This is a genomic window from Shewanella sp. A22, from assembly GCF_053850585.1.
The window spans coordinates 1-15,656 of sequence record NZ_JBSQBN010000108.1 but is presented as its reverse complement, the minus strand read 5'-3'; the positions used below and the strand labels follow the sequence as shown (position 1 = coordinate 15,656).

General features: G+C 41.3%; 8 protein-coding genes and 1 pseudogene. 6 read left to right on the top strand and 3 right to left on the bottom strand.

Features of this window, described 5'->3' with window-relative positions; all coding sequences use genetic code 11:
• Window positions 1-278: 278 nt before the first annotated feature.
• On the bottom strand, window positions 279-3,185 hold the full coding sequence (rapA, locus tag ACWXWT_RS16250; protein WP_456042621.1) for an RNA polymerase-associated protein RapA: 2,907 nt from the start codon (window positions 3,183-3,185) through the stop codon (window positions 279-281).
• A 326-nt stretch (window positions 3,186-3,511) separates the two neighbouring features.
• Here rapA and ACWXWT_RS16245 point away from each other — a divergent pair, with 326 nt between their 5' ends.
• The 3 genes from ACWXWT_RS16245 (at window position 3,512) to ACWXWT_RS16235 (ending at window position 11,335) form a co-directional block, all read left to right on the top strand.
• On the top strand, window positions 3,512-4,906 hold the full coding sequence (locus ACWXWT_RS16245) for a PhoH family protein (RefSeq protein ID WP_456042620.1): 1,395 nt from the start codon (window positions 3,512-3,514) through the stop codon (window positions 4,904-4,906).
• A 277-nt stretch (window positions 4,907-5,183) separates the two neighbouring features.
• Window positions 5,184-8,894: a response regulator gene (locus ACWXWT_RS16240; protein WP_456042619.1), complete on the top strand. Its 3,711-nt coding sequence runs from the start codon at window positions 5,184-5,186 to the stop codon at window positions 8,892-8,894.
• A 41-nt stretch (window positions 8,895-8,935) separates the two neighbouring features.
• A complete protein-coding gene (locus ACWXWT_RS16235) occupies window positions 8,936-11,335 on the top strand; it encodes a zinc-dependent metalloprotease (RefSeq protein WP_456042618.1) in 2,400 nt (799 codons plus the stop codon).
• A gap of 181 nt (window positions 11,336-11,516) precedes the next feature.
• Here the strand turns inward: ACWXWT_RS16235 and ACWXWT_RS16230 are convergent, their stop codons facing one another.
• Window positions 11,517-13,334, bottom strand: a complete 1,818-nt coding sequence (locus tag ACWXWT_RS16230; RefSeq protein ID WP_456042622.1) for a protein kinase domain-containing protein — start codon at window positions 13,332-13,334, stop codon at window positions 11,517-11,519.
• A gap of 285 nt (window positions 13,335-13,619) precedes the next feature.
• On the opposite strand from ACWXWT_RS16230, the gene ACWXWT_RS16225 reads away from it, so the two are divergent.
• Window positions 13,620-13,967, top strand: coding sequence for a hypothetical protein (locus tag ACWXWT_RS16225; RefSeq protein WP_456042617.1), 348 nt, complete (start codon window positions 13,620-13,622; stop codon window positions 13,965-13,967).
• A 97-nt stretch (window positions 13,968-14,064) separates the two neighbouring features.
• Entirely contained in the window at window positions 14,065-14,724 is a 660-nt protein-coding gene (locus ACWXWT_RS16220) for a thiopurine S-methyltransferase (protein ID WP_456042616.1), read from the top strand.
• Window positions 14,725-14,785: 61 nt separating this feature from the next.
• On the opposite strand, the gene ACWXWT_RS16215 is transcribed toward ACWXWT_RS16220, so the two are convergent.
• Window positions 14,786-14,998, bottom strand: coding sequence for a hypothetical protein (locus ACWXWT_RS16215; protein ID WP_456042615.1), 213 nt, complete (start codon window positions 14,996-14,998; stop codon window positions 14,786-14,788).
• Window positions 14,999-15,201: 203 nt separating this feature from the next.
• Here ACWXWT_RS16215 and ACWXWT_RS16210 point away from each other — a divergent pair.
• A pseudogene (locus tag ACWXWT_RS16210) lies at window positions 15,202-15,312 on the top strand (oxidase); the annotation flags it as partial.
• Window positions 15,313-15,656: the final 344 nt, after the last annotated feature.

The window sequence follows — 15,656 nt, the reverse complement described above, 5'->3', positions numbered from 1 at the left end:
TTCAGAGTCTCTCAGGTTTTTCAATTCAAGGCACATTGATGTAGAAATGGTTGTTCCCTTTTAAATCGATGTAACACAGAAGTGGAATACCTGAGAGACTCCATTCTGGCGGGTTTCAAAGTCCTTTGTGCTTCGTTAGATGCTTTCAAAATAGAATCACTATTCGCTTCAATCATCTGCCTTGCCTACAGCACTTTGAACCCCCGCTGAAAGATCACATATTTAATAGGATTGGTATAACACATAATGAATACAAGATTGTTTATGCTAGTCAGGTGTTATACATGGCTAACAAGCACCATGCGAATAGCATCAAGCTGTAATTGACTGTTGTCCATGTAGCCCGTTAATTCGACGATTTGATTACGAATATATTCTAGCTCGTCTTCACGAATATTAGGGTTAACGGCTTTTAGCGCTTCAAGTCTTTCTAGCTCGCTGGTTAATTGTTGGGTCATCTTAGTGCGTGCGTCATTAACTAATTCGGCAAGCACTTGCTTAGCGTGGTCTTCACCTTTAGCAAATAATGGGTGCAGTATGGGTTGCGATGCATTGACTAATTTACTCGCTATATGACGATTAACGGCACTGAGTTGTTTATCAAAATTGGCATAATCTACTTTATCGGCCATATTTAAACCATTTTTATCCAATAACACACGGATGGGTGTAGGAGGTAAATAACGGTATAACTGGGTTGATTTTGGGGCCGATGCATCGGCCATGTAAATTAATTCCAAAAATAAAGTTCCAGCAGGCAGTGCTTTATTTTTAAGAATAGCCACACTTGTGGTACCTGTTTCTGAACCGGTAATTAAATCTAATCCGGTTTGGACAAGTGGATGCTCCTGCGAAATAAACGCGATGTCGTCGCGCGATAATGCGGTATTTCGATCGAACGTGACTGTAACACCGTCTTCATGTAACCCTGGATAAGTGGGAAACATCATGTGCTCACTTGGACGCAAAATAATGGAATTTTCGCCGCGGTCTTCTTGATCTACGCCAATGATGTCCCATAAGCGAATGACCGAACCCACGAGCTGAGTGTCATTGTCGCTGTCTGTTAACCGTTGAATTAGCGCATTAGCACGTTCTCCACCATGAGAGTTAATTTCAAGCAGTTTGTCTCTGCCTTGTTCCATTGCTTGTTTTAGTTCTCTATAACGATGCTGGGTGTGATTCAATAATTGAGTCATCACATCATCGTTATCGTCGCAAAGTACATTAATCAGCTCGTCGGCAAACTCGTTGAACAATACATGACCACTAGGGCAAGTGAGTTCAAATGCATTTAGACCTTCGTGATACCAACGCATTAACCTCTCTTGTGCTGTACTGCGCAAATATGGCAAATGAATCTGGATGTCATTTTGCTGACCAATACGATCTAAACGGCCAATACGCTGTTCTAATAAGTCAGGGTTGAGTGGTAAATCAAACAGTACCAAATGGCTCGCAAACTGGAAGTTACGCCCTTCAGAGCCAATTTCAGAGCAAATTAATGCCTGTGCTCCGCCTTCTTCTTGGGCGAAGTAAGCTCCAGCTTTGTCGCGCTCGATAATTGACATGCCTTCGTGAAATACTGTTGCTTGAATGCCTTCTCGGGTGCGCAGTGCTTCTTCAAGGCTTAAGGCGGTTTCTGCTTGGCTAGCAATAATGAGCACTTTTTTACTGCGATGTGACTTTAAAAAATCAATTAACCAGTCAACCCTCGGATCAAACTTCCACCAACTGGCACTATCGTTTTCAAAGGCTTGATACAGTTTTTCTGGGCTTAATGCTTGTGCGGCTTTTGCTTGTGGTTGTTTAGCGCTGCCCATCATGGCGTTAACGCGTTCAGCGGTAACATATTGCTCTGGCATTTCTTGTGGGTAAGTATTAAAGAAACGCTTAGGGAAGCCTTTTACTGATGCGCGGCTATTTCGGTACAGCACGCGGCCAGTACCATGTCGGTCGAGTAGTTCTTGGAGTAATTCTTGGCGTGCAGCCTGTTGTGCTTCGGCATCAACATCTTTTGACTGGATCAAGCGAATACTTGGTTCTATGTCTTTTTCACTAAGCAACTCGGTTAAACTATTAATGGCATTGTCGGGGAGCTTTTTGTCTTGGCTTAATGCTTCTGCGGCTTCTGCAACATCTTTGTAGCTTGCTTCTTCAGCTAAAAAAGCATCGTAATCATAGAAACGATCGGGATCGAGTAAACGTAAACGAGCAAAGTGGCTTTGATGCCCAAGTTGATCTGGTGTAGCTGTTAATAATAACACCCCTGGAACGACTTCACTCAACGCTTCAACGATTTTATAAGCACGACTTGGCGCATCTTCAGACCATTCTAAATGATGTGCTTCGTCGACAACCATTAAATCCCAATCGGCATCAATGGCTTGTTCAAGGCGTTTTTTCTTACGCAGTAATTCAAGTGAGCAAATGATCAATTGTTCAGTGTAAAAGGGGTTGTCATTATCGGCATATGCTTCAACGCAACGGTCTTCGTCGAATACCGAAAAACGTAAATTAAAGCGGCGCAGCATTTCAACCAGCCATTGGTGGCGAAGAGTATCAGGTACAATAACTAAAATTCGTTCAGCACGTCCTGTGAGTAATTGCTGGTGAATAATCAAGCCCGCTTCAATGGTTTTGCCTAAACCAACTTCATCGGCCAGTAATACTCGCGGCGCATAACGACGGCCGACTTCGTGTGCAATCCATTGTTGGTGTGCAATTAAGCCTACACGTGGACCTTGTTGGCCGAGTAAGTCAGAAGTGGCTAATTTGTGACGCAATAATTGACATTGATAACGCACACCGAAACGCTCTAAACGGTCAATTTGACCTGCAAATAAACGATCTTGTGGTTTATTAAAGCGAATATTATGGTTCAACATAGTTTCACGAAGACTCACTTTTTCTTGAGTTTCACTGTGAATACCATGATAAATCACCAGCTGATTTTTTTCTTCAAGCTCTTCAATGGTGATACTCCAACCTTCGCCACTTTCGACGGTGTCACCAGGGTTAAAAATTACCCGGGTTAAGGGAGCTTCACTGCGGGAAAACATCCGGTTTTCTCCAGTGGCAGGAAATAGCAGCGTAACCATGCGCCCTTCAATTTGAACGACTGTTCCTAATCCGAGTTCTGATTCGGTATCACTTATCCAGCGTTGACCTAAGGCAAACGGCATCTTTTACTCTCATTTATTGCGTGAAACAAAAAAGGGGGCGTATGTTAAACCAATCCCATCCAGATTGAAATTCTAGCATTGATTTATCGTTTATATGGTCATTTTTACATCATATTGACATGTCAGTGTCACATAGACGTCATAGTGTGAAACAAAGGATATTAGGAAGATATTGAATTCTGTTCGAGATATGCCATATTTTATTAGGGTGAACATTGTGAGTAACAATGGTCTGTTTTCAATAGAGTCTTTAATTATCCCTTTAATGTTACACGTTTAACTAAGAGATACTGATATTAATTCATTGAGAGCACTCTGGAGGCGCCATGGAACAAAACGACAGAAAGTTGTTTGTACTGGATACCAACGTGTTACTGCATGAACCTTTAGCGATATATTCGTTTAAAGAACATGACGTAATTATTCCCATGACTGTATTAGAAGAACTCGATAGTATTAAGGACAGAAAGCGAGATGTGAGCCGCGATGCGCGTGTGGCAATTCGCGCATTAGAAGACATTCTTGGTGGCCAAACGACCCCTGAGCAAATCTTAAAAGGCGTTGCACTTCCCTCCCGAGAAGAACACGCTGAAGTCTCTGGTCACTTATCTATTTTCCCCGACCATCAAATAGAGTTTATTATTGGTTCACTGCCAGGTGACAATAATGATAATCGCATTATTAATACTGCACTGCATTTACAAAAAATCCATTATCCTCGCACCGTTGTGTTAGTCACTAAAGACATCAATATGCGCCTTAAGGCGAAGGGGGCGGGGATTGAGCGGGTAGAAGATTACCGTACGGATCAATTGATTGATGATGTACGCTTTTTGGCTAAAGGCTTTTATCAATTTCCGGGGGATTTTTGGCAAAATGTCGATAAAGTCTCTACGGACCGTAAAGGCCGGCATACCGTACACCAAGTGCCATTGGCGCATCTTGGTAATGAAAACATCTATCTTAATCAGTATTTAATTGATGATAGTTCAGACTTTTGTGGTCGGGTTGTACGTAAAACGGATCGACATTTAGAGATGATCGATCGTGGCCGAGATCGTTTATTGCATCATGAAGCTTGGGGCGTTAAGCCTAAAAACATCTATCAAGGTATGGCGCTGGATGCTTTGTTAGATCCTGACATTGAACTGATTATTTTAACTGGTCCTGCGGGCTGCGGTAAGACACTTTTGGCGATGGCTGCAGCATTAGAATTGGTGGTTGAACGCAAGTTATATGACAAAATAATTGTCACCCGAAATACCCCAGAAATCGCTGAGTCGATTGGTTTCTTACCTGGCACAGAAGAGGAGAAGATGACCCCTTGGCTGGCTGCGATTACCGACACGCTTGAAGTGCTGCACAAAAATGATGTTAATCCCTCTGGCAGTGTTAATTACATTATGGAAAAAGCAAATATCCAGTTTAAGTCGATTAACTTTATGCGTGGCCGTTCGATTCAAAACTCGGTAGTGATTTTGGATGAATGCCAGAACTTAACCGCGTCACAAATAAAAACGATGATCACTCGTATGGGTGAAGGCACTAAGTTGATTTGCAGTGGTAACTTAGCGCAAATTGACTCAACTTACTTAACCGCCGTTACTTCTGGGTTAACTTATATGGTAGAGCGTTTTAAAGACTTTGAAGGAAGTGCCAATATTTATCTCAATGGCGTGGTACGCTCCAGATTGGCCGAGTTTGCTGAAGAACACTTGTAGCACTTAAGCTGTAAGGCTGGTCCTATAATTTAAGGCGCATATATCTCGTTACATAAATAAGGTTACATTATGTAACCTTATTTATTCATCATTGACTAAAATGAGTTTTAATCTTTTTTGTTCTGATTTTTTGCAGGTAGGACCTGAGTGTTAGGGGGCATTAATACGTGTGCTTGAGGTTATCTTCCTGATATCATGGCCATTACTGTGACTACTGCCGTTTTTAGGTGTTATTTGTTTGACCGCGCGTCTTCTTTAGGCTGCATCAAGGGTGTTAATGAAACTGACTGAGCCAGATTTACAACTAAAATCTCCGATTCAACGCAATTATAACCGTGCGGTGTTTTACACCTATATCGGTGTGGTTGTGGTGGCTTTGTTGTTGGCTGGAATGATGTTCGAGCGCCAAAAAGAGCAACAAATCCAACAGCGAGAAGAACAAGTTGCACGTCATGTTTTGCAAATTGACTTATTGCTTGAGTCTAGCATCCGAGCCGTTAAAAGTTTACGAGATGTGGCAGTTGACCATTTGCGCTTAGGTGAATTTGTACGTAAAGACAGATTACCTGAATACGAAAAATTTAATGAAGATGGCCAATATTTTACACTTGAACCTAATTATGCCCAAAGTGGAATGCCATTTACCAATATGGGACGTATTACGGGGGCAGGTTCATTAAGCGATCGTAGCGAGAGTTTTTATCAAGAGCTCGAAATGTTGTTTGAGCTGTCATTATCTTTTCCTGTCGCAAAAGAAGCGGCTCCTAAAGCATCATCAATTTATTATATTTCCAAGCGTCGCATGATGTCGTTTTATCCTTGGGAAGATAACGATTTGCGTTTTAGGGATGAATTACTCAATAAAAAACAATTTCAATTAGCGACGCCGTCAATGAACCCGCAACGAAGTGTGTTTTGGAGTGAGGCGTATATTGATTCGGCCCATCAAGGGTTAATTACCACCCTTGGTTTACCCGTGTATTTAGAAGATGAGTTTATTGGTGCGATTAATTTAGACATGACGTTGTCGTCTTTGGATAAGCAAATTCGTACCTATTTTAAAATGCCTGGTACGGTAATCTTGCTTGACCAGCAAAATAATATTTTATCTCACAGTGATTTTGACTCCAATGAGATGAACAAGGTTTATCACATCAGTCAGCGCATACCAGCTGAATTACATGCATTATCTGAATCTGAATTATTTGATGCCCATGAAGGCATTTTGCGCAACGGCTATTATATTCACAGTGTTGCCCTCCATAATGCGCCGTGGCGACTATTGTACTTACAAGCTGAAGATGATTTATTTAAAGATTCGTGGGACAAACTACAGCTGAGTTTTTTACTTGTGGTATTAGCTTTGTCACTGCTAGTTACTATTGTGCATTGGCAAACTCGCCGTGCATTTGTAAGCCCTGCTTCGCGCTTGTTGACTCATTTAGAGGCATGTTCTCAAGAGCCGATCCGCCCTCCGGAGGTTATCACTCGGGGTTGGGAGCCATGGTTTGCGTTAGTGAGTCGTATTTTTGAAGAAAATCGGCAGTATACTCACCATTTAGCCGAACAAAATAAACGTCTGGACAATTTAGTCGCTAGACGTACTCAACGATTACGTGAAACTACTGAAAGGCGTGAGCGAGAGTTTGCGTTGTTACGTTCATTGATTGACTCAATCCCTGAAGCGATTGTATTTAAAGATAAAGAAGGTAAATATTTAGGTTGTAATAAGTCTGCTGAAAGAATGTTAGGTTACAACGAAAACGAAATTATCGGTTTAACATCATCAGAAGTGGTGAGCCCTGAACAAGGCGAGCGCATTGGTGAGGAAGACAAAAAAGTGCTGACTCAACAGCACTCTTTGCGTTATCAAGAGCGAGTCAATATTGAAGGAAAACCCGTATTACTCGATACGTTTAAATTGCCATTTTACAATCGTCGAGGTGAGTTACTCGGTTTGATTTCGGTGTGGCGAGATATCACTCGAGAGTACGATGCCGCAGAACAATTACGCTTATCTGAACAACGGTATCACCTTGCTATGGATGCGGTAGAAGATGGTTTGTGGGATTGGTATATTGATTCTGAACAAATTATTTGTAACCCTGCTTTTTATTCTATGTTGGGTTATCAAGCGAATGAGTTTCCACCGTTATTGGAATCAATTGATGCTTTATATCATCCTGATGATCGCGATCGCGTGCAAGAATACCGTTCTCAATATGTTAAAGACCCAGTTGGTACTTATGAAATTGAGTTTAGAATGCGCGGTAAAAATGGCCAGTATTATTGGGTGTTATCCCGTGGTCGAGCGGTTGAATTCTCTGCTGATGGTTGCAGTAAGCGGATCCTTGGTACTCATAAAGATATTACTCGTCAGAAAAGTAATGAAGTCGCCTTGCTGGAAGCAAAGCAAGATGCAGAACTCGCCAACATGTATAAAAGTGAATTTTTGGCCAATATGAGTCATGAAATTCGTACTCCGATGAATGCCATTATTGGAATGTTACAGCTCGCACAGCGGACTAACTTAACCTTGCAGCAGCAAGACTATCTTAGTAAAGCAGGATTTTCGGCTCAGTCATTACTTCGAATAATAAATGATATTTTAGATTTCTCGAAAATTGAAGCCGGTAAATTAGAGCTAGAGCTTGTTGCATTTCCACTAGATAAAGTGCTCGATCATGTTATTGATATCAATGCGATTAAAGCTCAGGAGAAAGGAGTAGAACTGCTACTTTATGCTCCCGTGACCGCAGGGCTAATTTTAAATGGCGATCCGCTACGTTTAGGGCAAGTGTTAGTTAACTTATTGTCCAACGCCGTTAAGTTTACCCAAAATGGTGAAGTTGAACTGGGTTGTGAAGATGTTGGTGAACGCGATGATCGCATTACGCTGAAGTTCTGGATCCGTGATACTGGTATTGGTATTAGCCAAGATCATCAAGCAAAGTTGTTTGATGCATTTTCACAAGCTGATGGCTCTACAACGCGTAAATATGGTGGTACAGGGTTAGGTTTATCTATTAGCAAGCATTTAGTGTCTATGATGGGTGGCACGATGCAAGTTGAGTCTGAGTTAGGCTCGGGTAGTACGTTCAGCTTTACCATTAGTTTTGAAATTGCCGAAGAGCAAGTTGTTGAGCCATTAGTGGTCCCAGAGCAGTTAAATAATCTTACTACCTTGGTTGTCGATGACAATCCAAGTGCACTACAGATTTATTCAACCTTGATGAAAGACTTTAGCTTTGGGGTTAACACGGCTGATAGTGGTCCAAAAGCACTCGATATGTTACGTAAAAAGCCAGTTGATTTATTGCTGTTAGACTGGATGATGCCTGAAATGAACGGCAGTGACGTTATCAAAGCAATTGATGACATGGTTGAAGACGGCAGCTTAACAAAAAGGCCGATTATTATTTTAATGACCGCCTATTCAGCAGAACCATTAGATCATGAACTGCAAAGAAAATCTGTTTATGCAGTGCTGCAAAAACCATTTAAAGCCTCGGCGTTATTTGACGAAATAATTAATGCCTTTGCTAAAGAGCCTAAATTGAATGCGATGCCTGCTACAGCTGAAGAAGAACCAAGTCACGAGTCAGGTTTGATATTGTTGGTTGAGGATAATTTTATTAATCAACAGGTTGCGTCCGAACTGTTGAAAAGCGCTGGTTACGAAGTCGTGATAGCCGATAATGGTCAAGTCGCATTAGACATTATTGATTCTAAACCGTTTGATGCAGTATTAATGGATATTCAAATGCCTGTCATGGATGGATTAACCGCAACCGTAGAATTACGCAAACGTTACAACAAAGAACAAATGCCTATTATTGCCATGACAGCACACGCGATGTCGGGCGATAAAGAAAAAAGTTTAGCAGCAGGCATGAATGCACATATTACGAAGCCGATTGTGCTTGCTGAATTATTTGAAACCTTATCTCATTGGATCAATTACAAGAATAATCATAAAGACGATTAGTATTTATTGAAGATAGGATATAAACGACAGGGAGATTCATTATGGTTTGCCGTAGTATTTCATTGGCATTGTTGCTGGCTGTTACGCCTGCAACATTACTTTCTTCTACCGCTGTGATGGCCGCGAGTGACTCAGGCAAAAAAATAATTAAAAATGCTGAAGCTGCCAAAGGTTTTATCAATTTATTTTACGATGCCAAATCCGCAGAGCTTTATCTACAAGCAAATAAACTCAATCAACCTTTTCTGTTACTGACCAGTTTACCTCACGGTGTTGGTTCAAATGATATTGGGTTAGACCGTGGTCAGCTAGGCCAAACCCGAATGGTGCAATTTGAACAACATGGTCCTTATGTTGTGTTAAAGCAGCTTAATACTCAGTATCGCGCCTCCAGTGAAAACTTAGCCGAACGTCAAGCCGTAACGCAGGCTTTTGCTGAGTCTATTTTATGGCGAGGCAAATTAGTTGAAGGTAAAACGGCGCTAGTTTCTATTAATGATCTTGTGATTAATGATTTACATGGCGTGTCCGATGTATTGAGTGCGAGAAAGCAGGGCCAATATACCTTAGATAGCAGCCGCTCTGTGATTTTACCGCAAGGAATAAAATCCTTTGAACGTAATGCTGATGTGGATGTTAATTTAACATTTAAAGCGAGCAAAGCCGGTGAAAAAGTTGCTGAAGTGACTCCAGACGGTAAATTGTTGTCTGTTCGAGTGCGTTATTCATTTGTGCAGCTTCCAGATGCTGGTTACCAAGCTCGCCATTATCATCCGATGAGCGGTTATCTGTCCGATCAGTTCATTGATTACTCTACCGCGGTTGATCAACCCCATACTCAACGCCATTTGCTACGCCATCGCTTAGAAAAAGTTACGCCTGGTGATGCGCCCAGCAAAGTGATAAAGCCAATTGTGTATTATCTTGACCCTGGTGTGCCAGAGCCTATCCGAAGTGCATTGTTAGAAGGCGCACGTTGGTGGGAGAGTGCTTTTACGGATGCTGGTTTTATTGATGGCTTTAAGGTTGAGTTATTACCAGAAGGAGCCGATCCGCAAGACATGCGTTATAACATGATCCAATGGGTCCATCGCGCGACCAGAGGCTGGTCATACGGCGCGGCAGTAACCGATCCGCGTACGGGTGAGATTATTAAAGGTAATGTCACTCTTGGTAGCCTAAGAGTGCGTCAAGATCATCTTATTGCTAGAGGGCTTACAGCGGGCTGGCCAGATAGAATAGCTGCAGATAATGCCGCTATGGAATTGTCGCTTGCACGTATTCGCCAATTAGCGGCACATGAGGTTGGTCACACATTAGGGCTTGACCATAACTTTGCGGCATCGACCCTTGATAATGCCTCAGTGATGGATTATCCGCATCCTTACGCCAGTATTGAAGGCGATTATATTGATATTAGCAATCCTTATCGCGAAGGAATTGGTGAATGGGATAAATACACTATAGCGTATGGTTATGGTGAGCCTACACAAACAGAGGCACTGTTAGCGTCGACGTTAAGTGAAGGGTTTCGATATATAGGTGAAGCTGACTCGCGTAGTGCAAGTGCCAGTAATGCATATGCCAGTTTATGGGATAGAGGTAACGATGCTGTTGAAGAGTTATTGCGCTTAGAAATAGTGCGTCGTAAGGCGATTGACGACTTTAATTCTGATGCGCTGTTAGTGGGTGAACCAAATGGCGAATTAGCCGATGTGTTTGTGCCAATATATCTACTTACTCGCTATCAAATTACTGCCGCTGCGAAGTGGATTGGTGGGACTGATTACAATTACCAACAGATTGGCGCAGGTGTACGTTGGAATTATGTTCGCCCTAAAATGCAATTTGAAGCCCTAGATGCATTGTTAGCGAGTTTACAAACGAAAAGCTTATTAGTGCCGAATAATGTTTTACAAGCATTAGTGCCTAAGGCGGGAAATTATCGCAAAACCCGTGAGAGTTTTGGGTCAAATTTAGGAGTTATTAGTGATTCTGTGGCAATGGGTGAGGTGATGAGCCGTCATATTGTGTCGCAATTATTAACGCCCGAACGGTTAAATCGTGTCAGTCAGGCTTACATGGAAGACAGTCAGCAACTGTCGGTGGTTAAATTAATCGATAAACTTGCAGGCGCGACTTTGTATCAAGATTTACCCAGCGGTCAAGGGCTTGCGTTACAAATGCGTGTGAATACCGTGGTGGTTGATGGTCTGTTAGCTGCTTACCATAATCCTGAAACCGCGCCCGAAGTGAAAGCGCAGTTAGCGGCAAGGGTTGATTATATTATTAAGCAACTTAAGCGCCGTAGTAATCGTGGTAGTGATTATCAGTCGGCGCATTATGATTGGTTGTTCCAAGGTATTACCAAAGGAATCGATGATGCAACCTATAGATTAATCAGTAAGCCAATTAAAATGCCACCAGGGTCACCAATATAAATATGACCTATTGAGTAACGGTATTGCAAGTTCATTCAAAACAGTTTGCAAGGTATATGGTTTGTTTTTATCTTGAGACCTGACGACGACTTACATTAATAATACTCGGCTGAGTCGGTCGCGTATTATTTTGTATCCTTGCTATTATGCTTTGCGCGTTTTGAGCGCCTTTTATCTTCTTTTAAGTTGATTCATTATTAATGGCTTTAGGATTTTTAGGGTAGAAATAATCTTCTTTACGATCAATTTGGCTAAAGTGACGGGTATTTTTGTAGGGCAATTTCATAAAACCTGAAATGCCATGGCCTTGAATTTTATTTGCGTGAGCAATAATGCGATCCAAACAGGATCGAAATGCAGCCTGTTTTCGTGGGTTTAATAAACGCAAATAACTGTGAATCTTTAAATGGTTGGGTAAAGCTTCAAAAATAATACAACCTGTGTGATGGATTTGGTTTAACCACCCTAACTCGGTCATAATTTCTGCTGGGAGCTCTAAATTTTCTTCTGGGTCTTTACCATCTTCAAAGTACGAATGCAGCCTAGACTTATCTTCTAAGGTCGGTACATTACCTACTTCAAATGGAAGTTGTAACTCACCGGTTATTTTATACTCGTGTTCTGTACTTTTTCGTTCGAGGTGCAAAGTGTCTTTGGCATTAAAGAAGCAGGCTTTAAATACCCCAATTCGTTTAATTCCTCGCGCCATTGTTACCATATTATTAACTGCTAATGTTAAAGGTGCTTTACTGTCTGGATCGTAAATCGCTAAGTTTGAATCTATAAACACGCCAGACTCTTGCCAGTGGATCACCAAACCGCCGACGATAGGGTATTGCGCCAGACGCCCTACTGCGGCAATAAAACCTTTCTCGGTATCAGCCATACCTACCATAAAATTACGGTAATACTTTTCTAACTGCACATCATCCATTTTGGCGATGGGATCTTGAATGTTGTGTTCTTTTAAAAACGATTTACGTGAACTGTAACTTACGGTTTCGACAGTTTTAGACCGCGGCTGAGACCATACCGGAATGTAGGGGGTTAACGGTGGTGTTGATAATATGGGTAAATGCATCCGATGGCTATGGCGGAGGCTTTTAAGAAAATAATCACCAGCAAGATTACGGCGTTCAGCATCATCACTGAGCATCGCATCGAGTGTTTTTGCCAGCTCAATAGGTAAACCGATGCTGGTGGCCGGAATGACTTTGGTGCCAAAGCGGCTAATTTGACCCGATGCGAGTGCATACAACGTTGCTGCAGCGCCTTGTTCGTCAAATCTCGGTGTTGATAGGGCACCACTCAGTTGTTCTTCACCAATAAAATACACATCACCCATGCGCGCATTAGTGTGCTGCTGATCGCTTGATAATAATGACATGACATTGTCATCAACTGCACGGTTGTGTTCATCTCGTTGAGCAAACACTGCCGATCCCCAATCGATTAAGGACAACTTGTCAGATTCAATATCATAAACTAAATTAGATGGTTTAATATCGCCGTGCACCAAAGGTTTACCTTTGCGAAGGTAATATAGAATATTCGCCAGCTGTCTCGCAATACTGACAATCATCACTGCGGGTAATGCCCCTAATCGTTGGCAAATTTTATCGAGGTCTTCACCTTGAGCCCGCTCCATCACTAAAATACCTTGTTTACCAACCCGTTCAAATTTAATCGCCCCAGGTATGTTAGGGTGTTTAACTTGGCTGAGCATATAAGCTTCTTCTTCTAATCTGTCTTGGACATTTTGGGGTAAATTAACCCTTGAAAACTTAAATACATGTGATTGGTTAAATTGGTTAATCCCCGCAAACACAAAACCATAGGCTCCTTTCCCAATAAATTCAATGTGTTGGTAGCCTAGTTTACTTAACTGTTGCTTACACAGGCGGACCCAGGCTTTGTGCTTACGAGCATCATTAGCGCTTAACAGATAAATAGACTGTTCTTCGTTGATATAAAAGTGTTGGAGTTGCGGTGTTTGCAAAGGTAAGCCTCCGTTGACTGTTAAGTTCATTAAACCTTGATTAACCGTATTGCAGCAAGCGTTTCTTATATAAAACAATAGACTCCAAAAAAGTGTCTGGGTTCTTGGGTTGGAAATCACCTTGCTTTATTGCAAAAATATTAGCTATTCCATTTATCAATGATTTTCATTTCCAAATAGCCACTTCCTATCCAAAAAAAACTCACATGTAAACCTTGACCTATATCAAATCAAAATGGCGCAACAGTCGGTACTATAGTTTAACGTTCTTTGCGAGAGGTTATTATGCCGAATATTAGTAAAGCTGAATTAATTCAGCTGTTTAAGTTCCCGCGCCAGCGAATATTACAATCAATGGAAGTGACTCATTGTCCTCACGCTGTGTTTTTTAATCAAAGTGATGAACAGTGCATCACTTGCCATCAAGGTGAAGAATGTTTGTGGATTAATCATAATGATGAAATGGTCGCTCTTGAGATGAAGTCGATTGAACAACTAAAACAGCAGTTGCTCATTGCGGTTGATTTTATTGACTCTAATTTAAGCCCGCACCATATGTCACGCCGCAAATGTCAATGTGAAAACTGTCGTTGGTTAAGGCAGGTACAATTGACCCTAGATGGGAAAGCCTAGTTTGTTTATTAGCAAATGATAATGGGAGGTTGCATCCATTTTTTTAGTCTTTAAAGTAGCTTGCATCTCAATAGCAAATTGACTGAAGAAGAAGAATATGGAACCCAGCTTTTGGCATAAAAAATGGCAATTACAACAAATCGGTTTTCATCAAAATCAAGTAAACCCTTTTTTAGTAAAATACTGGTCGCTGTTAGAGTTAACAGAAAAGAGTGAGGTGTTTGTTCCTTTATGTGGTAAATCGCTGGATATGTTCTATCTGGCCGAGCAAGGTCATGGGGTGCTCGGTTGTGAATTAAACGCGATAGCAGTAGAACATTTCTTTACGGATAATGATCTCGTTTATCATGTGAATGACATCGATGAACATGCCGTTTTTTCCACCGATCAAGTGACTTTATATCAAGGCGATATCTTTACGTTACCTCCAAGTTTAACATCCTCTATTAGTGGTTTTTATGATCGCGCGGCATTAATTGCGTGGCCAGAAGAAATGCGCCAACAGTATGTGCATGCTTTAGCCGCACTAATACCGATTAATGTGAGCGGATTATTAATCACTTTAGATTATCCTCAAGAAGCCTTAAATGGACCACCATTTGCTGTCAGCCCCAATTGGATTGACACTTACTTAACGTCTTATTTTACTGTTGAATTACTTGAGTGCGTTGATGTGTTGGCTGACAACCAGAGATTTGTGAATAAGAACGTTCCTTGGCTCAATGAAGCGGTTTATAAATTAACTCGCAAACCATAAGCCTGCTTACTCTGTTAGCAGGTTTATGGCCTAGATTGAATAGCAACCGCGGTTAAAGCTTTTAATGGGGCTCTCTAAGGGGAATCTTAGGGCGTAAATCAACTTCGCCGTCGGAATATATCGCTGCGATATCGTCTTGCTGACAAATGACGGCAACAGGCCCTTTAAGCATATGGCGAACAAATAATAATCGATAACCATAGCGATGTAAGTCATATAATGTGAGTTTTTGATCTGCTGTGGTTAAATCCCAATATTCGTCGTGGTGAAGCACATCCTTAATTACGGCGATTATTTATTTGGTACGAACTTGAGTCATAATCCTTTCACCTAAGTCTTTTAAATTGTTTATATATTGTTAACTGGATACTATAACAATAATACTTTTGAATGATAGTTTTTTACACAGGTTGAGTATGAAAAAAGTGCAAGGTATCAGCAAGACGGACTTATATTCTTATCGATATGGGTATCTCCATGCTTAATTATATTGAGCCAGTCTTTCGCCCGCCCTCTGAAGGGAAGTCGTTAATACTGCAAGTTAGTAATGGCTGCAGTTGGAATCAGTGCAGCTTTTGTGAATATCACCCCTAGTCTAGGGGTGAGCGAGAACGTTTTTTGAACAACCAAGATTTTTGCAAACAATCTATTTGACGGTCCTGTTTTGTTATGATCTTATGCTCCCTTTTAAATTGGACGATGTTATACCAATCTCATTAAATATCTAGTCAGTTCAGAGTCTCTCAGGTTTTTCAATTCAAGGCACATTGATGTAGAAATGGTTGTTGCCTTTTAAATCGATGTAACACAGAAGTGGAATACCTGAGAGACTCCATTCTGGCGGGCTTCAAAGTCCTTTATGCTTCGTTAGATGCTTTCAAAATACGACTGCATGGTCTATTTTTTTCCATAAAAAATAAGACATTCCCACC